Source organism: Orrella sp. JC864 (assembly GCF_037026685.1).
Taxonomy (GTDB): Bacteria; Pseudomonadota; Gammaproteobacteria; order Burkholderiales; family Burkholderiaceae_B; genus Orrella.
Map to the genome: position 1 here is coordinate 1 of NZ_JBANET010000035.1, position 18,350 is coordinate 18,350.

General features: G+C 70.4%; 17 protein-coding genes. 9 read left to right on the forward strand and 8 right to left on the reverse strand.

Annotated features, from left to right (window positions below):
* Window positions 1–46 precede the first annotated feature (46 nt).
* Window positions 47–2,689, reverse strand: a complete 2,643-nt coding sequence (locus tag V8Z80_RS20155) for an outer membrane protein assembly factor BamB family protein (protein ID WP_336063257.1) — start codon at window positions 2,687–2,689, stop codon at window positions 47–49.
* A gap of 390 nt (window positions 2,690–3,079) precedes the next feature.
* Here V8Z80_RS20155 and V8Z80_RS20160 point away from each other — a divergent pair, with 390 nt between their 5' ends.
* The 4 genes from V8Z80_RS20160 to V8Z80_RS20175 all read left to right on the forward strand — a co-directional run bounded on the left by V8Z80_RS20160 (window position 3,080) and on the right by V8Z80_RS20175 (window position 5,945).
* Complete coding sequence (locus V8Z80_RS20160; protein ID WP_336063258.1) at window positions 3,080–3,562, forward strand: YfiR family protein; 483 nt, start codon at window positions 3,080–3,082, stop codon at window positions 3,560–3,562.
* Window positions 3,559–4,869, forward strand: coding sequence for a diguanylate cyclase (locus V8Z80_RS20165; RefSeq protein WP_336063259.1), 1,311 nt, complete (start codon window positions 3,559–3,561; stop codon window positions 4,867–4,869). The genes V8Z80_RS20160 and V8Z80_RS20165 overlap by 4 nt, the downstream gene beginning before the upstream one ends.
* Window positions 4,863–5,357, forward strand: coding sequence for an OmpA family protein (locus tag V8Z80_RS20170; RefSeq protein WP_336063260.1), 495 nt, complete (start codon window positions 4,863–4,865; stop codon window positions 5,355–5,357). The genes V8Z80_RS20165 and V8Z80_RS20170 overlap by 7 nt, the downstream gene beginning before the upstream one ends.
* A gap of 105 nt (window positions 5,358–5,462) precedes the next feature.
* A complete protein-coding gene (locus V8Z80_RS20175) occupies window positions 5,463–5,945 on the forward strand; it encodes a YajQ family cyclic di-GMP-binding protein (RefSeq protein ID WP_336063261.1) in 483 nt (160 codons plus the stop codon).
* Between the two features lie 52 nt (window positions 5,946–5,997).
* Here V8Z80_RS20175 and V8Z80_RS20180 read toward each other — a convergent pair whose 3' ends face one another.
* From V8Z80_RS20180 to V8Z80_RS20195, 4 genes are all read right to left on the reverse strand, one after another.
* On the reverse strand, window positions 5,998–6,792 hold the full coding sequence (locus tag V8Z80_RS20180; protein WP_336063262.1) for a sulfate/molybdate ABC transporter ATP-binding protein: 795 nt from the start codon (window positions 6,790–6,792) through the stop codon (window positions 5,998–6,000).
* 13 nt (window positions 6,793–6,805) lie between these two features.
* On the reverse strand, window positions 6,806–7,555 hold the full coding sequence (gene modA, locus V8Z80_RS20185) for a molybdate ABC transporter substrate-binding protein (protein ID WP_336063263.1): 750 nt from the start codon (window positions 7,553–7,555) through the stop codon (window positions 6,806–6,808).
* 16 nt (window positions 7,556–7,571) lie between these two features.
* Window positions 7,572–8,246: a molybdate ABC transporter permease subunit gene (gene modB, locus V8Z80_RS20190; protein WP_155195312.1), complete on the reverse strand. Its 675-nt coding sequence runs from the start codon at window positions 8,244–8,246 to the stop codon at window positions 7,572–7,574.
* Between the two features lie 326 nt (window positions 8,247–8,572).
* Window positions 8,573–8,920 carry a winged helix-turn-helix domain-containing protein gene (locus V8Z80_RS20195; RefSeq protein WP_155195311.1) on the reverse strand — a complete coding sequence of 116 codons (348 nt, stop codon included), beginning with the start codon at window positions 8,918–8,920 and terminating at the stop codon, window positions 8,573–8,575.
* A gap of 84 nt (window positions 8,921–9,004) precedes the next feature.
* On the opposite strand from V8Z80_RS20195, the gene V8Z80_RS20200 reads away from it, so the two are divergent.
* Entirely contained in the window at window positions 9,005–9,355 is a 351-nt protein-coding gene (locus tag V8Z80_RS20200) for an I78 family peptidase inhibitor (protein WP_155195310.1), read from the forward strand.
* A 14-nt stretch (window positions 9,356–9,369) separates the two neighbouring features.
* Here V8Z80_RS20200 and V8Z80_RS20205 read toward each other — a convergent pair whose 3' ends face one another.
* The gene (locus V8Z80_RS20205; protein ID WP_155195309.1) at window positions 9,370–9,705 is read right to left on the reverse strand and encodes a thioredoxin family protein; all 336 of its coding nucleotides are present in this window, start codon (window positions 9,703–9,705) and stop codon (window positions 9,370–9,372) included.
* Window positions 9,706–9,722: 17 nt separating this feature from the next.
* Entirely contained in the window at window positions 9,723–10,355 is a 633-nt protein-coding gene (locus tag V8Z80_RS20210) for a CDP-alcohol phosphatidyltransferase family protein (RefSeq protein WP_155195308.1), read from the reverse strand.
* Window positions 10,356–10,468: 113 nt separating this feature from the next.
* Here V8Z80_RS20210 and V8Z80_RS20215 point away from each other — a divergent pair, with 113 nt between their 5' ends.
* Window positions 10,469–11,158, forward strand: coding sequence for an SDR family oxidoreductase (locus V8Z80_RS20215; RefSeq protein WP_336063264.1), 690 nt, complete (start codon window positions 10,469–10,471; stop codon window positions 11,156–11,158).
* A 252-nt stretch (window positions 11,159–11,410) separates the two neighbouring features.
* Window positions 11,411–13,351 carry a hybrid sensor histidine kinase/response regulator gene (locus V8Z80_RS20220; RefSeq protein WP_336063265.1) on the forward strand — a complete coding sequence of 647 codons (1,941 nt, stop codon included), beginning with the start codon at window positions 11,411–11,413 and terminating at the stop codon, window positions 13,349–13,351.
* Here V8Z80_RS20220 and murI read toward each other — a convergent pair.
* A complete protein-coding gene (gene murI / locus V8Z80_RS20225) occupies window positions 13,344–14,219 on the reverse strand; it encodes a glutamate racemase (RefSeq protein ID WP_336063266.1) in 876 nt (291 codons plus the stop codon). The genes V8Z80_RS20220 and murI overlap by 8 nt on opposite strands.
* Before the next feature lie 234 nt (window positions 14,220–14,453).
* On the opposite strand from murI, the gene V8Z80_RS20230 reads away from it, so the two are divergent.
* Window positions 14,454–14,906 carry a hypothetical protein gene (locus V8Z80_RS20230; protein ID WP_155195304.1) on the forward strand — a complete coding sequence of 151 codons (453 nt, stop codon included), beginning with the start codon at window positions 14,454–14,456 and terminating at the stop codon, window positions 14,904–14,906.
* 19 nt (window positions 14,907–14,925) lie between these two features.
* Entirely contained in the window at window positions 14,926–17,703 is a 2,778-nt protein-coding gene (locus V8Z80_RS20235) for a cation-translocating P-type ATPase (protein ID WP_336063267.1), read from the forward strand.
* Window positions 17,704–18,350: the final 647 nt, after the last annotated feature.

The window sequence follows — 18,350 nt, forward strand, 5'->3', positions numbered from 1 at the left end:
GGGGGGGGGCGGGGCCCCCCCCCCCCCCCCCCCCCCCCCCCCCCGCTCAATCCGGCAAGGCATAGGCAATCACATAATCCCCCGCCTTGGTCCCCAGCGACCCATGTCCGCCTGCCACCACCAGCAGGAACTGCCGGCCGTCCGCCGCCGTATAGGTCATGGGCGTGGCCTGCCCGCCGGCCGGCAGGCGGTGTTCCCACAATTGCTTGCCGTCGCGCACGTCGTAGGCCCGCACGTAGTTATCGATGGTGCCCGACAGGAAGGCCACGCCGCTGGCGGTCATGACCGGCCCGCCCAGGTTGGGCACGCCCATGCGGAAAGGCAGCGGCAGCGGCGAGGCGTCGCGCACCGTGCCGTTGCGGTGCTTCCAGACGATCTCGCCGGTGGTCAGGTCGGCGCCCGCGACATAGCCCCAGGGCGGCGCCTGGCAGGGCAGGCCCAGCAGCGAAGTGAACGGGCCCAGGTGCACGGCGAAGGGCGCGCCGATGTTCTCGTTCAGGTTGGGCAGCACGCCATGGGGCGGGCCGTCCTGCACGTACAGGGTTTCGTCGTCCTCGCGCGGGATCAGGCGCGAGACGAAGGCCAGGTAGGTGGGCGTGGTGAACGCCATCTGGCGCTGCGGATCGACTGCGATGCTGCCCCAGTTGAACACGCCGAAGTTACCCGGATACACCAGCGTGCCCTGGGTCGAGGGCGGCGTGTAGCGGCCCTCGTAGCGCAGGCGCTTGAGCGCGATGCGGCAGGCCATCTGGTCGAACATCGTCGCGCCCCACATGTCCGCGCCGGTCAGCGGCGGCGGATCGAAGGACAGCGCCGAGACCGGCTGCGTCTCGGCGGTGTAGTCGCCCTCGGCCGCGCCTTGCGGGGCGGGCTTGTCGGTCACGGGCAGCAGCGGCTCGCCGGTGCGCCGGTCCAGCACGTAGATCTCGCCTTGCTTGGTGGGCTGCACCAGCGCCGGCACTTGCCGCCCGTCGATGTTCAGCGTCAGCAGCGAGGGTTGCGAAGGCACGTCGTAGTCCCACAGGTCGTGGCGCACCGTCTGGAAGTGCCAGCGCACCTGGCCGGTCTTCAGGTCCAGCGCCACCACCGAGGATGAATAACGTTCGGCGTTCTCGCTGCGCTCGCCGCCCCATTGGTCGGGCGGCTGGTTGCCCATGGGCACGTAGACCATGCCCAGTTCCTCGTCCACGCTGGAGATCGACCAGCTGTTGGGCGAATTGGCGGTATAGGTCTCGCCCGGAGCCAGCGGCTCGGTGCGCTCGGGATTGCCCGAATCCCAGTTCCACACCAGCCTGCCGGTCTGGGTATCGTAGGCGCGGATCACGCCCGACGGTTCGGTGGTCGAGACGTTGTCCAGCACTGTGCCGCCCACGACGATGACCGACTCGGTGACGACCACCGGCGAGGTCGAGTAGTACGACCCCAGGTTCAGGTGCGGCATGTTGCCCCACAGGTTGAGCTGGCCGCGATCGGCGAAGTCCAGGCAGACCGCGCCGTCTTCCGGGCTCAGGGCGACCAGCCTGCCGTCGGCGGTGGGCATGAACAGCCGCGCCGGGCAGCGCTCGCGCGTGGGGCCTTCGGCCGCCGCCAGCGGCAGCTCGGGTAGCTCGCCGTGCGCAGGGGGGCGCTCGGCCGGCACGCGCGTGGGCTCGGTCGCGCCCAGGGTTTGCGGCGTTTCCTGCGCGGGGCCGTCGGTGTCCTCGGTGCCGGCTTCGCCTCGCTGGGCGGGGTCCTGGTCCGCGGGCAGGGGCGGCTCGGCGGGCGGCTGGGTATTTTCGGCCGCTTCGGCCGGCGCGCTGTGCGCGGCGGTGGTGCGGGCGGCCGGCTGGTAGGACAGTCCGCGGCAGGTCAGGTGCTGCAAGGCCAGGTTATCGCGCACCTTCAGGTCGCGCCGCCAGATTTCCTTGCCGGTGGCCGCATCGAGCGCCACCACCGATTGGTGCGGCGTGCACAGGAACAGGGTGTTGCCGATCTTCAGCGGCGTGACCTGGAAGGTGGTTTCCTCCGGATCGCCTGGCTGGCCGCGCACGTCGCCGGTCCGGTAGGTCCAGGCGACCTGCAGCTGCGAGACGTTCTGCGGCGTGATCTGGGTCAGCGGGGAATAACGCTGGCCGTGGCCGGTGCGGCCATAGGCATGCCATTCCCCCGGGGGCACGGCGGCGTCCTCGGTGGGCGGCGGGCCGTCCACCTGGGCGAAGCTGCCTTCGATGCGGGTGGGGTCGACGAACCAGGACGCCACCGAGACGGCCAGGAACAGCAGCAGCGACAGCGCCAGCGCCAGGCGCGCGCCCATCCAGCGGGCCGGCGCGGGCCGCTGCCCGGCGGCGTCGGCCGCCGCGCGCGGTTCGGCCGGCCACAGCGCCCGGGCGATCCATGGCGTGAGCAGCACCAGCCCCAGCACAAAAACGACGTCGCCGCGCGCGGCCAGCGGCCACCAGTCCAGGCCCGCTTCCCACAGCGCCCAGGCCAGGGTGGCCAGCACCAGCGCGGTATACACCCACAAGGCGGCCGGGCGCCGGCGCCACAACAGCACGGCGGTGGCCGCCATGGCAAGGCCGGCGGCCAGGTAGAAGGGCGTATCGCCCAGGATCAGCAGCCACCCTCCGCCCCCGATCAGCACGATCCCCAGGATGAACAGCAGCAGGGCGGCGGCTTTGAGCAAGCCGGCGCCGGACGTCGGGTGTTTCATGGTCGCTCCTGTGTCGGTGAGGCCGCGCACGGTCCCAGGCGAAAAGACCCGCCCTGCCGCGGTCCCGCGTACCAGTGTAGGAAGGCGGCCAGCCTACCCCGGCAACACATGGCGACATTTCGTCGCGGGCTCTGCCCGGCCCGGCCCCGGGCGCGGGCCGGGCCGGACGCCCGGTCGCCCCGGACAGCAAGGTCTGGCGCGGGAGGCGATCCTTTAAAAGAGGGCTGCCCCTATGTGCGTTCTGGCTATAAAATGTTACGTTCCGACAAAAAGCACCGGAGACCCGTCTTGCGGCCGCGGGATATATCCGTATTCGTACAAGGACGTCTGCGGCGTTGGGGCGCGCCGGCAGCGGTATGCGCGTGCCTGGCCGCTTTGCCGGCGCCTGCCGTGCGGGCGGTCGCCGGCGCGCCGGGCCTGGCGGGCGCCCAGGCGGTATCCGGCACCGTCACCGGCATCCTGGGCTATGCGCGCTGGCCCCAGGCGGACGGGCCGTTGCGCCTTTGCATACTCGGGCCAGTCGAATACGGCCAGGTGCTGGCCGGCATCCGCGAGCAGCGATTGCCGGACGGGCGGCCCATCGTGGCGCGCAACCTGCCGCTGGATACGCCCAACCTGCCCAGCCACTGCGATGCGGTCTACACGGGCCGGCTGGATCCCGACGAAGAGTGGCGGCTGTACGAGCGGCTTGCCGGCCATGCGGTGCTGAGCATCGCCGAGGGCGGCGAATGCGAGGCCGGCCCGATGTTCTGCCTGCACGTGCAAGGCAGCATGGTGTCGTTCCTGGTCAACCTGGATTCGGTGGCACGCAGCACCGTGCGCGTTCATCCCCAGGTGCTCAAGCTGGGCCGCAGCAGGCAGGAGCGCCCATGACCGGCTCGAACCGCCGCCAATTCCGCCCCGCAGGGCGGGCCCGGCCCAGCCTGCGCCAGGTGCTGCGACGCGCGCATCTGAGCGTGGCGGTCATCGCCGTGGGACTGGCGGGGCTGGCGATGACGGCAGTGGGCCTGGTGGCGCTGCGCGCCTATGCCAACCACAATCTGCAGCTGATCGCCCGTTCCATGGCTTATACGGTCGAGGCGTCGGTCGTATTCCGCGACCCGGTGGTGGCGGCCGAGAGCCTGGCGCTGATCGCCTCTTCCGAGGAGGTCTCGCTGGCGCGGGTCAGCGCCGCCGACGGCCTGCTGCTGGCCGAGTGGCAGCGGCCGCACAGCGGCAGCTTTGCGGTCTTCGAGGACATGCTGGCCGACCTGCTGCTGCCCAGCATCGTCGTCCAGCCGGTGGTCCAGGGCCAGCGCGAAGTCGGCCTGGTCGAGGTGGCCGGCCACGGCGGCGCATTGCTGCGCTTTCTGGCGACCGGGCTGGCCGGGCTGCTGATCTGCCTGGTGGCCAGCACCGCCGCCGGCATCTACCTGTCGCGGCGGCTGGTCGGCCGCATCACCCAGCCCCTGAGGGAGCTGGCCGCGGTGGCGCACGCGGTGCGCCGCGACCGCGACCTGGGCCAGCGCGTCGAGCCGGCCGCCATCGCCGAACTCAATGAGCTGGGCCAGGACTTCAACGCGGTGCTGGACGGGTTCGAGGCCTGGCAGCGTTACCTGCAGAACGAAAACAGCTCGCTGGTGCATCGCGCCACCCACGACAGCCTGACCGGCCTATGCAACCGCGCCTTCTTCGAAAGCCGCATGAGCCGTGCCGTGCGCGACGCCAAGGAAAGCGGCGAGCGCGTCGGCCTGCTGTATGTGGACGCCAACGGCTTCAAGGAGATCAACGACAGCATGGGCCATGCGGCCGGAGACGCCGTGCTTAGCGCGGTGGCCGCGCGCCTGCGCGCGCAGGTGCGCGAAAGCGACCTGGTCGGGCGCATTGGCGGCGACGAGTTCGCGGTGCTGCTGCTGTCGCTGCATGAACGCGCCGACGCCTTGCGCGTGGCCGAGAACCTGCGCGCCTGCATGGTCTCGCCCATCAGCCTGGCCGGCGGGGCGTGCGTGCAGACTTCCGTGAGCGTCGGTGTGGCGGTCTACCCGGACGACGGCCTGACGCCGCAAGCCCTGATGGCCAGTGCCGACGCCGCCATGTACCGCGCCAAAGCCAAACACAAAGGCGCCGCCCTGTCCGCCGCTTCGGGCGATGCCCAGGCGCCCGGCGCCGCTTCACCCGATCGAGAACCATCATCATGCTAGCAAGCCGCCGCAAAGTTCTTGGATATTTCCTGGCCGCTGCCTGCGTGGCCCAGTTGCCAGCCTGCCAGACCACCAAGGGCGGCCTGACGCCCGCCCAGATCGCCGTGCTCAAGGAGCACGGCTTCGAACTGACCGAGGAGGGATGGGCGCTGGGCCTGTCCAACAAGGTGCTGTTCGGCGTGGACGAGGTCAAGCTCGGCCCGCAAAGCAACGCGGCGGTGCAGCGCATCGGCGCGGCGCTGGCCGAGGTGGGCATCACGACCGTGCGGGTGGACGGCCATACCGACAACCTGGGCTCGGACGCCTACAACGATGCGCTGTCCTTGCGCCGCGCGCAGTCGGTGGCCCAGGCGCTGGCCCAGGCCGGGCTGCCCCGCCAGGGCATCTTCGCACGCGGGCTGGGCAAGCGCCGGCCCGTCGCCAGCAACGCCACGCGCGAGGGTCGTGCGCAGAACCGCCGCGTCTCCATCGTGATCGCGGCGCACTAGCCCGGACGGCGCCGCGCAATCCTCTACACTTTCCGTCTTGGGGCCGCACCGGGCTTGTGCAGGCCGTGGCCCCGCCATTGCCATCTTTGCCAGGATTTTCCACCCATGCCATCTTTCGACGTCGTTTCCGAAGTGGACAAGCACGAGCTCAGCAACGCCGTGGACCAGGCCAACCGGGAACTGGCCACGCGCTTCGATTTCAAGGGCACCGACGCGAAGTTCGAACTCGAAGGCTTTGTCGTGAGCCTGAGCGCGCCCAGCGATTTCCAACTCAAGCAGATGCAGGACATCCTGCGCGGCCGCCTGTCGGCGCGCCAGATCGACCCGCGCAGCATGGACGTGGCCGACCCCGTGGTCAACCTGGGCGGCGCGCGCCAGAAGATCACCCTCAAGCAGGGCATCGAGCAGGCCGTCAGCAAGAAGCTGACCGCGGCGCTGAAGGCGGCCAAGCTCAAGGTCGAACCCCAGATCGCCGGCGAGAAGCTGCGCGTCAGCGGCAAGAAGCGGGACGACCTGCAGGCGGCCATCGCCCTGCTGCGCAAGACCGACGTGGACCTGCCCTTGCAGTTCAATAACTTCCGCGACTGAATCCGCGGCGCAAGGCTTGCGGCGCTGGTGCGCCGCGCGCCGGCAAGCAGGCTCAGGCGCTGCCGGCCAGCTTGCCCAGCAGGCTGCGCAGCCTGGCCTTGCGGGGGCAGGCATGATCCGCGGCCCCTTCGGGATCGAGCTGGCCGCGCGCTGCTTGCCGGCTTTGCGCCGTGCGCAGGTCGATCTCGTGGGTGACGCGGCCGTTGTCGTACACGAAGGCCGCATCGGCCAGCGCCAGCACGTCCTCGATGTCGTGCGTGATCATCAGGATGGGCAGGTTCCAGGCCCGGCCGGTCTCGGCCAGCTCTTGGCGCAGCGATGCGCGCAGCATGGGGTTCAAGGCCGCAAAAGGCTCGTCCAGCAGCAAGGCCAGCGGCTCGCGGGCCAGGGCGCGCGCCAGCGCGGTGCGCTGGCGCTGCCCGCCGGACAGCGCGGCGGGCCTGCTGTCGGCCAGCGCCGCCAGGCCGAAGCGCTCGAGCAGCTCGTCCACCCGCCGGGCCTGAGGCGGGGCGGGCTTGCGACGCAGCCAGTGCGTCAGCCCGAAGGCCACGTTCTGGCGCACGGTCAGGTGCGGGAACAGCGCATAGTCCTGGAACAGGTAGCCCAGCCGGCGGTCGCGGGCGGGTACGTCCACGCCGGCCGCCGCATCGAACAGCGTGCGGCCCCCCAGCCGGATATGGCCGCGGGCGGGACGCAGCAGCCCTGCCGCCGCTTGCAGCGTCAGCGACTTGCCCGAGCCGGACGGCCCGTACAGCGCCACCACCCGCGCGTCCGTCTGCAGGCGCGCGGCCAGCGCGAAGCTGCGCGAGCGGTCGCTGACCGACAAGCCGATGTCCAGGTCGATCATGGCGGCATGCGGCTCAAGGCTGGCCGAAGCCGTAGCGCGCCAGCACCTGCCGGGCCGGCGGCTGCAGCAGGAAGTCCACGAAGTCGCGGGCCTGGCTGGCGGCCTTGCTGTCGGAGACCACCGCCACCGGATACGTCACCGGGTCATGACCGCCGGCGGTCAGCAGGATCCTGACCTTGCCGGCCATCAGCATGGCGTCCGTGCGGTAGACGAAGCCGGCCTCGACCTCGCCGCGGCTGACGTAGTCCAGCGCCTGGCGCACGCTGTCGGCCTGCACCAGGCGCGGCTGCAGGCTCTCCCACAGGCCGGCGTGCGCCAGCGCCTGCCGGGTATAGCGGCCTACCGGGACGGTGCCGGGCTTGCCGATGGCGATGCGCCGGATCCCGGGCTGCCGCAGTTCGGCCAGCGCGCCGATGGCCGGGCCGTCCTGGACCGGCGCGACCAGTACCAGGCTGTTGGCGGCGAAATCGCGCCGGCTGGCCGGGTCGATGCGGCCGGCCTGGGCCGCGCGGTCCATGGTGGCCTGGTCGGCGCTGGCAAATACGTCCACCGGCGCGCCTTGTTCGATCTGCTGCAGCAGCACGCCCGAGGCGGCGAAGTTCAGGCGCAGCTTGGCGCCCGGGTGCGCGGCTTCGAACAGCGCGGCGATTTCCTTGAAGGCGTCGGTCAGGCTGGCTGCGGCCGAAATCGTCAGCGCCTGGGCGCTGGCCAGCAGCGGCAGGCAAGCCAGGATGGCGGTGCACAGGAAACGGCAAAGCGGCATGTCGGGGTCCTTTGGGTCAGCGCAGGGAAAGGTAGCGGTTGGACGCCACCAGGATGGCGATCGACAGGGCGGAGGTGACGATCACCAGCAGCAGGGCCAGGTCGCCGTGGCCGGCCTGCACGGCGTCGTAGATGGCCATCGAAAGCGTCTGGGTCTGTCCCGGGATCGAGCCGGCCACCATCAGCGAGGCGCCGAACTCGCCCATGGCGCGGGCGAAGGCCAGCAGGGTGCCGGCCAGGATGCCGGGCCAGGCCAGCGGCAGGGTCACGCGCACGAAGGTCGAAAAGCGCGACTGCCCCAGCGTGCCGGCCGCCTGCTCCAGCGTCCTGTCCACGCCGGCGAAGGCGGCGCTGGCCGACTTGAGCACCAGCGGCAGGGCCACGACGGCCGAGGCGATGACCGCGCCATGCCAGTTGAAGATCAGGCTGTAGTCCAGGTGCTCGCGCAGCCAGGCGCCCAGCGGGCTGCGGCGGCCCGCGGCCACCAGGATGGCGTAGCCGATCACGGTGGGCGGCAGCACCAGCGGCAGCATCAGCACGGCTTCCAGCACGGTGCGCCCGGGAAAGCGCTTGCGCGCGAAAACCCAGCCCAGCGCCACGCCGGCCAGCAGCGCCAGCAGGGTGGCGACGAAGGCGACCTTGAGCGAGAGCGTCAGCGGCGACCAGTCGGTGGCGGCAAGAAGGGCAGGCATTCGTAATGTTTATTGGTATATAGCGCGGATTGTGGCACAAGCGGGCGCAGCGTGGGGGTATTTTTTGCCGCCGGGCCGCCCCAAGGCAAAAAGCGGCCCCCTCGGGGGGCAGCAAGCCGAAGGCGCAGCGTGGGGGTATTTTTTGCCACCGGGCCGCCCCAAGGCAAAAAGCGGCCCCCTCGGGGGGCAGCAAGCCGAAGGCGCAGCGTGGGGGTATTTTTTGCCGCCGGGCCGCCCCAAGGCAAAAAGCGGCCCCCTCGGGGGGCAGCAAGCCGACAGGCGCAGCGTGGGGGCTTTTGTCCTTCTTTTATTTAGCTACCGCTGGGTCAGTCGGCCAGCAGTTGCGTCAGTGCGCGGATCTGCCTGGCGGCGGCGGCATGGGCCGTGCGCTCGATGTCGCGATAGTGCCGCACCAGCGCCTCGCCCACCGGCGTCAGGTGGGTGCCGCCGCCCTGCGCACCGCCGGCGGCGGTATGCACGGCTGGCGACTTCAGGCCCCGGTTGGTCTCGTCTATCAGCATCCAGGCGCGGCGGTAGGACATGCCCAGTTCGCGCGCCGCGGCCGAAATCGAGCCGGTGCGGGCGATGGCTTCCAGCAGGGCCACCTTGCCGGGGCCGATGGCGATCGCTTCGTTCTGGTAGATGCGCAGGCGGAACTGGACGGTGGCGGACATGGGCAGGAAGAAAGGGCCACGGGTGGCTCGATTCTCTCACAGGCCCTATCATGGTTCGTCGGCAACAACAGGAGAGACATCATCATGAAAACCTCATACGCGTGGCTGGCGCCCCTTGCCCTCGTCCTTGGCCTGGCCGGCTGCGCCGGCTCCTCGGGCCCCCAATCCTCCGAGACGGCCGGCGGCGCGGCCGGCGCTTCGGCCAGCCCTTCCTGGGGCCAGGCGCCGGGCGGCGAATGCAACGCCGACAACCTGCAAGGCTCGCTGGGCCAGCCCCTGAGCGACAGCCTGGCCGCGCAGCTGCTCCAGCAGTCGGGCTCGGCCACGGCGCGCACCTTGCGCCCGGGCCAGGTGGTGACCATGGAGTACAACCCGCAGCGGCTGAACGTGCTGGTGGACGACAACAACGTGATTACGGCGATTCGTTGCGGCTGAGGCGGGCCGGCGCCTTACGGCAACTCGGCCGGATAGCCATCCAGCGCCAAGGCGATTTGCCGCGAAATGTCCCAATGCGCCAGGCTGGCCTGCACCGGTCCATAGAAAACGCCATCGCGCACCACATACATCGCCGGCAGGTGGAACACCTCGTAGCGCTGCACCAGCCCGCCGTTCTGGCCGGCGTCCACCCAGGCCAGCCGGTCGATAGGCAGGTTCATCTGCGGCAGCCGCTCGCGCGCGATGCGGCAGTTCGGGCAGGTGCGGCTATGAAACACCAGCAGCGTCAGGCCGCGTGCGTCCAGCAGGTAGCGGTCGGCGCTGCTGTCGTCCAGTTCTACGGTTTGCATGGATAAAAGGAAAAAGGCTACAGCTTGGGGATGCGCAGGGTCTTGCTGATCATCAGCGAGCCCGAGAGCACGAACAGCAGCACCAGCGGGTGCAAGGTCCAGGGGCCCACCGTCCATTGTCCCAGGTACAGGTCGGGCCCGAGCCTGTCCTGCGAGGCGGCGAAGGCCAGCACCGCCGTCAGCAGCACGCTGGTGGGGATGGGCGTGCCTTCGAAGTAGGCCACCTTGGCCTTGCCCTCGGCGAGCGTGTCGGCGGTGACGTTAAAGCGCGCCAGCCGGCTGACGCCGCAGCACACGAAATAGATCAGCGCAGCGATGTCCCAGCCGCCGCGCATGCCGGCCGCATAGGCCAGTGCGGCCGGCGCCACGCCGAAGGAGATCACGTCGGCCAGCGAATCCAGCTCGCGGCCGAAGGCTGAGTGCTTCTGGCGCCAGCGCGCCACATGGCCGTCCAGCACATCGAAGACGAAAGCGGCCGGCGCCATGGCGGCGGCCAGCATGAAGATCCCGGTGGCCGGCTCGCCCATGTAGCGCATCGCCAGGAAGACCGCCGCCACGCCGCAGGCCGCATTGGCCAGGGTGCACAGGTCGGCCAGGTGGAACTCCCGGATCATCGAGAAATGCCGGCGGGGCGGGTGCGGGTCGTTCATGGGGCGGGTCCTTGCGTGGTGGCACCGATACTGTAGCGTCTTGCGCCGGCCGCCCTGCGTGCAAGCGCAAGGCAATGTGCGAAGATGCGTCCTTTGCATACCGGAGCTTATCCATGTCCAACATACTCGTGGCAGGCGCCTCGCGCGGCATCGGCCTGGGCCTGGTGTCCCATTATGTGCAGGCGGGCCATACGGTGCACGCGGTGGCGCGCGACCTGGGCCGCGCCGCCGAACTGCGCGAACTGGCGGCGCGCCATCCCGAGCGGCTCGTGCTGATCGAGTCCGACATCACCGACCCGGCCATCGTGGCGCGCGTGCGGACCAGCCTGGGCGGCAACAAGCTCGATCGGCTCATCGTCAATGCCGGCATCAAGCAGCCCGACGCCCCGAACTACCTCGAAGTCAGCCCCGCCGATACCGCACGGCTGTTCGCCACCAATGCGCTGGCCCCCGTCGGCCTGGCGCAAGGATTGGCCGATGCGCTGGCCGACGGCGGCGTGGCCGCGTTCCTCAGTTCGCAAATGGGCAGCGTGGCGCTGGCGCGTTCGGCGCGCATCCCCCTGTACGGCGCCAGCAAGGCGGCGCTGAACAGCCTGCTGCAAAGCTGGGCGGCGCAGATGGGCACGCTGCGTTTCGCCGTGCTGGCGCTGCATCCGGGCTGGGTGCGCACCGACATGGGCGGCGATGCCGCCGATATCGGCGTGGACGAAAGCGTGCAAGGCCTGGCCCATACCATCGAAGCCTACGCCGGGCGGCCGGCCTGCGCCTTCGTCGACTACCGCAACGAAACGCTGGCCTGGTAGCGCCGCCGGCGCGAAACACCCGATTACACCGTTCCCGGACCGCACGCGTAGAATCGGTCGGCGCATCCGCCGTTGCCCAAGGCCTTTTGCGGCCGGGCCGGCATGCATCCATCAGGAGCGGTAATGGCGCCTCAGGTTTCGTCACGGGCCCCCAAGGTCGTTGCGGCCCCCGCGGCTGCATCCCGGACGCCGTCGTTCATCGGCCAAGCCGTCGCCCAGCCGTGGTCGGTCGCCGGCCCGTCCATTCCGGAAATGTCCCGGCTGCTGTTCGACCGGACCGACCAGGGCTGCTGCATCATCGAAGTGTTGCTGGATGAAACCGGCGAGGGCGCGGACTATCGCTTCCTGCAGGTGAACCGCGCCTTCGAGTCGCAGACCGGCCTGCGCGATGCGGTGGGTCGGCGCATGCGCGAACTGGCGCCCGCGCACGAGGAGTTCTGGTTCCGCATCTACGCGCGCATCGCGCGCGAGGGCGAGGAAGTGCGCTTCGAGCACGAGGCCAAGGCGCTGGGCCGGTGGTACGAAGTCCATGCCTTTCGTGTCGGCGAGCCCGAGCAGCGGCTGGTGGCCATCATCTTCAAGGACATCGCCTGGCGCAAGCGCGCCGAGCGCGCCCTGATCGAAAGCGAGGCCCGCTTTCGCGACCTGGCCGACGACATGCCGATGCCGGTATGGGTGCTCGATGGCGAAGGCCGTGTGCAGTACGTGAACAAGGCCTATTGCCGGTTCTTCCGGCTGGAGCAGGCCGACGTCCTGGCCCGCCCCTGGCGTCCGCACGTGCATCCCGAGGACCAGGCGCGCTACGAGCAGTCCCTGCAAGCCTCGCTGAGCCGGCACGAGCCGCTGCTGGTGACGGTCCGCATCCAGCGCCACGACGGCGCATGGCGCTGGATGGAGGTGCGCGGCGGCGCGCGGGTGGACGGCGATGGCCGGCTCACCGGCCTGACCGGGGCGTTTACCGACGTGACCGAGCGGCGCGAGCTCGACGCCCGCCAGGAGCAGCTGCTGGCGGCCGAACGGGCCGCCCGCGCCTCGGCCGAGACCGCCGCCCGCGTCAAGGACGAATTCCTCGCCACGCTCTCGCACGAGCTGCGCACGCCGCTGTCGGTGATCCTGGGCTGGAGCCAGCTGCTGCTCAAGCATGCCGACGCCGACGAAGTCCTGCAAAAAGGGCTGGCCGCCATCGCCCACAGCGCCCAGGCGCAGACCACGCTGATTTCGGACATGCTGGACATGAGCAGCTTCCTGCTGGGCAAGACGCGCCTGAAGCTCGAGCCGGTCGATATCCGCGCGCTGATCCAGCAAGCCGTCGGCACGCAGGAGCCCACCGCGGCGGAAAAAGGCCTGTGCCTGGTTTGCGAGAACCTGCCGCAGCCGTGCTGGACCCAGGCCGACCCCACGCGCCTGAAGCAGATACTCTGGAACCTGCTGTCCAACGCGATCAAGTTCACGCCCGCGGGCGGGCGCATACGCGTTTGCGCGAGCCTGGCGCAAGAGCACGTAGAAATCGCCGTCCACGATACGGGCGCGGGCATTGCGCCGGATTTCCTGCCCTTTCTGTTCGACCGTTTCCGCCAGGCCGACGGCTCGATCTCGCGCAAGCATGGCGGCCTGGGCCTGGGCCTGTCCATCGTGCAGCAGCTGGCCGAAATGCATGGCGGTTCGGTGCAGGCGGCCAGCGCAGGGCTGGGCCAGGGTGCGACCTTCACCGTCAGGCTGCCGCTGATCGACCCGGACAAGGCTGCCCTGGCCACGGAAGGCGTGGTGGTGGGCAAGGACGTGATCGCGCTGGACAAGGCCGGGCTGCAAGGCTATCGCATCCTGGCGGTCGACGACCAGGAGGACATCCTGGACTATCTGCGCCGCATCCTGGAAGAGCAGGGCGCCCAGGTGCGCACGGCCACCTCGGCGCGCGAAGTGCTGGCGCTGCTCGATGGCGAGGGCTACAAGCAGTACGACGTGCTGCTGACCGACATCGGCATGCCTGATATGGACGGCTACCAGCTGCTGCAGATCCTGCGCGAGGACAAGGGCCTGAGCCCCGGCATGCTGCGCGCCATCGCGGTGACCGCCCTGGCGCGCGCCGACGACCGCCGGCGCGCCTTCGCGGCCGGCTTCGATGCCCACCTGAGCAAGCCCTATACCGTCTCGCACCTGGTGGCCGCCATACGCGGCGAGCTGCTGCCTAGCTGAGTTCGGGCACCGCCGCGCACTGCGCCGGCCAGCCCAGCAGCCGGTCAATGCATGACTGCAGCGCCGCGGCATCGCCCGTGGTCAGCCACTGGAGCGTGCCGGCAGGCTGGGGGGCGCGCAGTGCGTCCAGCTCATGCAGGCGCCGCTGCAGCTGGCGCGCGAACGCCGCCCCGGTCTCCAGGATGGCCACGTCCGGACCGGCCATCTCGCGCAGCAGGGGCGCAAGAAAGGGAAAATGCGTGCAGCCGAGCACCAGCGTGTCGGCGCCCTGCGCCAGCAGCGGGGCCACCGCGGCGCGCACCGACCGGCGCGCGGCCGGGCTGTCCAGGTCGCCACGCTCGACCCGTTCCACCCAGTCGGGACAGGCTTGCAGCAGGACGCGGGCATGGGGCGCCTCGCGCCGCAGCAGTTCGGCGAAGCGGGCGCTGGCCAGCGTGCCGGAGGTGGCCAGCACGCCGATCACGCCGCTGCGGGTCAGGGCCGCGGCCGGTTTGACCGCCGGTTCTATGCCGACCACGGCAAGCGCCGGATGGCGGGCCCGCAAGACTTCGATGGCGGCGGCGGTGGCGGTGTTGCACGCCACGCCGATGGCCTTGACCTGCCGGGCCGCGAAAAAGTCGCCGATGGCGCAGGCCCGCGCCACGATGGCCTGGGCTGGCTTGGCGCCGTAGGGCAGGTGGGCCGTATCGGCCAGGTAAAGCAGGTTTTCACCGGGTAAAAGGCGGCGCACCTCGTTGAGCACGCTCAGCCCGCCCACGCCCGAATCGTAGAGTCCGATGGGCCGGTCCGTGCCCCAAGCCGCCGTGGCGGGTCCGGCTGGCGCCGTCGCGGCGCAAACGGTCTGGAAATCGGCTGCGGTGGCATTCATGGCGGGCAAGAGAGGGCGAAGAAGCGCTTGGGCCAGGATCTTAATGGAGGCGCGGCGCCGGCGCCAATTGCGCGGCGGATGGCCGGCGGCACCGCCTGGCGGCGCCGTCCAGGCACGGCGTGCTGGCGCCTGGGCCCAGGGCCTTGATCCGCATCAAGGAACCGGCGGCCCTTCGCCGGGACAATGGACAGGCGTACCCAGGCTGCGCGCCTGCCCCTCGACAAAGGACCTGCCATGCATCACGACGCCAGCTTCGCCCTCGGACTCCTGAAGGCCAACGCCGCGCTGCAGCTGCGCCTGGCCCAGCTGCTGCAGGAAAGGGCCGTCCACTGGACCGAGCTTGCAGGCCGCGCAAGCCGCGGCAACATCCAGGCATGCGGCAAGGCGCGCGAAAGCGTGGAGCAGGCTACCGAGCTGCCTGCGCTGGCCGTGCTTCCCAGCCAGGCCTTCTGGCACCAGTTCCAGCAAGGCCTGCAGCAGGCCCAGGCCTCGTTCCAGGAGGCCGTGCAGGCCCAGACAACCTTCAATACCGGCCTGCACGAGGCGCTGTCGCAATGGCAGGCCGACACGGTGGCTGCGTTGCGCGCCTCGGGTTCGGAGCAACCCTATGCCTTGTTCATGCGCGGGCCCTGGATGCAGGAGGCCGCGCCGGCGGGCAAGGCCAAGGCGGGTGCCCGTGCCGCCTGATCGGCGCGGGCACCGGCGCATGAACAAGGGAGTAGCGATGCATCGTAGCGCGCCTGCCGCGCCGAATCCGCCGGGATCCGATCCCTCCGAGGCCGATCCGGCCGTGCCATGGCATGCCCTGTCCGCCGAGCAGGCGCTGGACCGCTTGCAGGCCGGCCCCCAGGGCCTGGGCCAGGACCAGGCCGCGCAGCGGCTGGCACGTTTCGGCCCGAACGCCTTGCCCGCCGGGCGCGCCGCACCCGCCTGGCGCCGGCTGCTGGCCCAGTTCAACGATCCCCTGATCCTGTTCCTGCTTTGCGCGGCGGTGGTTTCCCTGGCATTGGGGCATGCCACCGACGGCGCCATCATCGTGGCCGTGGTGCTGGTCAATGCGGTGGTCGGTTTCGTGCAGGAAGGCCGCGCCGAGCAGGCCCTGGCGGCGCTGGGCCAGATGATCGCCCCGCGCGCGCACGCCCTGCGCGGCGGCCAACGTATCACGCTGGCGGTATCCGGGCTGGTGCCCGGCGACGTGATCCTGCTCGAGGCCGGCGACCGGGTGCCGGCCGATGCGCGGGTGCTGCGCGCCCGCAACCTGCAAGTGGACGAGTCCATCCTGACGGGCGAATCCGTGCCCGCCCACAAGTCCGAGGCGCCGGTGGCGGCCGAGGCGCCCCTGGCCGAGCACGCCTCGATCCTGCACTCGGGCACGCTGGTGGCCACCGGGCAGGCCAGCGCCGTGGTGGTCGCCACGGGCAGCCATACCCAGATCGGCCGCATCGGCCGCCTGCTGGGCGAGGTGCAGGACCTGACCACCCCGCTGATCCGGCAGATCCGGACCTTCGGGCGCCGCTTCACGCTGTGCGCGCTGCTGGCCGCGCTGGCCTTGTATGTGTTTGCTGTGTTTGCCCGCGACTACCATTGGCTCGACGCCCTGATGGTCGTGGTGGCGCTGGCGGTGGGAGCCGTGCCCGAAGGCCTGCCGGCCGTCATCACCATCACCCTGGCGATCGGCGTTCGGCGCATGGCCGCGCGGCGAGCCATCGTGCGGCGCCTGCCCGCCGTCGAGACGCTGGGCGCGACCACCGTCATCTGTTCCGACAAGACCGGCACGCTGACCCGCAACGAGATGACGGCCCATACCGTCGTTGCCGCCGATGGCCGGCTCACGGTCTCGGGCGCCGGCTATGCGCCGCAAGGCACGCTCGAACTGGACGAAGGCCAGGCCCATGCGCGCGAGCAGGCCGAGCAGATTGCGCGCGTGGGCCTGCTGTGCAACGACGCGCAGCTGCGCGGGCAGGACGGCGACTGGCGCGTCGCGGGCGACCCGATGGAAGGCGCCCTGTTGGCGCTGGCCGCCAAGGCCGGGTTGGACGAGGCCGGCCAGCGTGCCCGCTATCCCCGGGTGGACGAGATCCCTTTCGACGCGGCGCATCGCTACATGGCCACGCTGCACGACTGCGCCGACGGCACGGCCTGGCTGTGCGTCAAGGGCGCGCCCGAGCAGGTGCTGGCGCTGAGCCGCGCCGAAAGCCTGGGCCCGGGCGGCCTGCCGCACTGGGAAGCGGCCATCGGCCTGGCCGGCGAGCGCGGCGAGCGGGTGCTGGGCTTTGCGATGAAGCGCCTGGATAGCGCGCCGGCGCGCCTGTCCATGGCCGACGTGGCCGGGCTGGATTTCCTGGGGCTGGTCGGCTTCATCGATCCGCCGCGCGAGGAGGCCATCGAGGCGGTCGCGCAGTGCCGCGCGGCTGGCATTGCCGTGAAGATGATCACGGGCGATCATGCCGCCACCGCGCTGACCATCGCCCGGCAGCTGCGCCTGGCCGAGCGGCCCGAGGTGCTGACCGGCGCGCAGCTGCAGGAAATCTCCGACGCGGAACTGGTCCGGGTCGCGCAGCGCGCCAGCGTCTTTGCCCGCACCAATCCGGAACACAAGCTGCGCCTGGTGCGCGCCCTGCAAAGCACGGGCCAGACGGTGGCCATGACCGGCGACGGCGTGAACGACGCACCCGCGCTCAAGCAGGCCGACATCGGCATCGCCATGGGCCACAAGGGCACGGAAGCGGCCAAGCAGGCCAGCGAGATGGTGCTGGCCGACGACAACTTCTCGTCGATCGCCGCGGCCGTGCACGAGGGGCGGGCGGTCTACGACAACATCCGCAAGGTCGTGGCCTGGACCCTGCCCACCAACGGCGGCGAGGCCTTGGCCGTGGTGGCGGCATTGGCGCTGGGCACCGTGCTGCCCATGACGCCGGCGCAGATCCTCTGGATCAACATGGTGCTGACCATCACGCTGGGCCTGGCGCTGGCCTTCGAGCCGCCCGAGCCCGGCATCATGCGCCGGCCGCCGCGCCGGCGCGACGCCCAGCTGATCTCGCCCTTCATGCTCTGGCGCATCCTGCTGGTCTCGGCCCTGTTCACGGTCGCGGCCTTCGGCATCTTCTGGTGGGCCACCGCGCGCGGCCTGGATACGGCCACCGCGCGCACCATGGTGGTCAACACCTTCTGCGTGATGGAGATCTTCTACCTGTTCAGCGTGCGCTACCTGCACGGCGGCTCGTTCACCTGGCAGGGGCTGCGCGGCACGCCCGTCGTGCTGGCCGCCATCGCCGCCGTCACCCTGGCCCAGGCGGCCTTCACCTATCTGCCGGCGATGCAGGGCATCTTCGACTCGCGCGCGCTGGGCGCGGCCGAGGCGTTGGTGGTACTGGCGACCGGACCTGCCTTGCTGCTGTTGCTGGAGGGGGAAAAATGGGTGCTGCAGCGGCTGGGGTGGTTTGAGGAGATTGCGCGGGTCAAGGGGGAAGGGGTGATGCGGTAGGGGGCGGGTGGGTCGAGCGTGTTTGTTTGGACGCGTCCGTTAGGAGTCCGTTTGAGCATGTCCACTTGGACACGTCCGCTTGGACACGTCCGCTTGAATACGTCCGCTTGAACACGTCCGCCGAGTCCGGGCGGGGCGTCGGGCGATGCCGTCGCCGTGCGGCGCGTTCGCGCCGCGCCCGGCGCCAGAAATCGCCCGCCACCCCGCCCGGCCTCGGCGGACTGCGTAGTCTGGGCTTGGTCCGGCGCTGGGGGCGGAGTCGTTCTTGCCTGCTTGCCCCACGGCGCTTGAGAAGAGAAAGATCTTGCAGGGCCGCTCAAGCGGGGCGCGCAGGCGCCCCTTCTTTCGCATTCGACCGCGGATTTTGAGGGGGAGGGGCGGCGGGGTAGGGCGGAAGATTTCAGGGGCGGGGCGCAGGTTCTGGGTGACACTCGCCCCGCATGGGAGGTCTGCCGTGCTTGCAGGCAGCCCCTGGCACAGAAGCTGGAGCTTATCGGTGTTATCCAACGTTGCGGCGTGTCGTCAGTGCCGCTGTCACGTCGGAGTCTGCCAGCGTATCAGCGTAGCTTTCTCGGTAGGCTCTGCCAGTGTTCCAGCGTAGGGGCGGGTTGTCGGCGTCATCAGCGCAGCGGCCAGGCCAGCGTCAT

Excerpts from the sequence above, each read along its gene's own strand:
- V8Z80_RS20155 (WP_336063257.1), bottom strand. The coding sequence starts at position 2,689 with ATGAAACACCCGACGTCCGGCGCCGGCTTGCTCAAAGCCGCCGCCCTG.
- V8Z80_RS20165 (WP_336063259.1), top strand. The coding sequence starts at position 3,559 with ATGACCGGCTCGAACCGCCGCCAATTCCGCCCCGCAGGGCGGGCCCGG.
- V8Z80_RS20170 (WP_336063260.1), top strand. The coding sequence starts at position 4,863 with ATGCTAGCAAGCCGCCGCAAAGTTCTTGGATATTTCCTGGCCGCTGCC.
- V8Z80_RS20175 (WP_336063261.1), top strand. The coding sequence starts at position 5,463 with ATGCCATCTTTCGACGTCGTTTCCGAAGTGGACAAGCACGAGCTCAGC.
- V8Z80_RS20180 (WP_336063262.1), bottom strand. The coding sequence starts at position 6,792 with ATGATCGACCTGGACATCGGCTTGTCGGTCAGCGACCGCTCGCGCAGC.
- modA (WP_336063263.1), bottom strand. The coding sequence starts at position 7,555 with ATGCCGCTTTGCCGTTTCCTGTGCACCGCCATCCTGGCTTGCCTGCCG.
- modB (WP_155195312.1), bottom strand. The coding sequence starts at position 8,246 with ATGCCTGCCCTTCTTGCCGCCACCGACTGGTCGCCGCTGACGCTCTCG.
- V8Z80_RS20195 (WP_155195311.1), bottom strand. The coding sequence starts at position 8,920 with ATGTCCGCCACCGTCCAGTTCCGCCTGCGCATCTACCAGAACGAAGCG.
- V8Z80_RS20200 (WP_155195310.1), top strand. The coding sequence starts at position 9,005 with ATGAAAACCTCATACGCGTGGCTGGCGCCCCTTGCCCTCGTCCTTGGC.
- V8Z80_RS20205 (WP_155195309.1), bottom strand. The coding sequence starts at position 9,705 with ATGCAAACCGTAGAACTGGACGACAGCAGCGCCGACCGCTACCTGCTG.
- V8Z80_RS20210 (WP_155195308.1), bottom strand. The coding sequence starts at position 10,355 with ATGAACGACCCGCACCCGCCCCGCCGGCATTTCTCGATGATCCGGGAG.
- V8Z80_RS20215 (WP_336063264.1), top strand. The coding sequence starts at position 10,469 with ATGTCCAACATACTCGTGGCAGGCGCCTCGCGCGGCATCGGCCTGGGC.
- V8Z80_RS20220 (WP_336063265.1), top strand. The coding sequence starts at position 11,411 with ATGTCCCGGCTGCTGTTCGACCGGACCGACCAGGGCTGCTGCATCATC.
- murI (WP_336063266.1), bottom strand. The coding sequence starts at position 14,219 with ATGAATGCCACCGCAGCCGATTTCCAGACCGTTTGCGCCGCGACGGCG.
- V8Z80_RS20230 (WP_155195304.1), top strand. The coding sequence starts at position 14,454 with ATGCATCACGACGCCAGCTTCGCCCTCGGACTCCTGAAGGCCAACGCC.
- V8Z80_RS20235 (WP_336063267.1), top strand. The coding sequence starts at position 14,926 with ATGAACAAGGGAGTAGCGATGCATCGTAGCGCGCCTGCCGCGCCGAAT.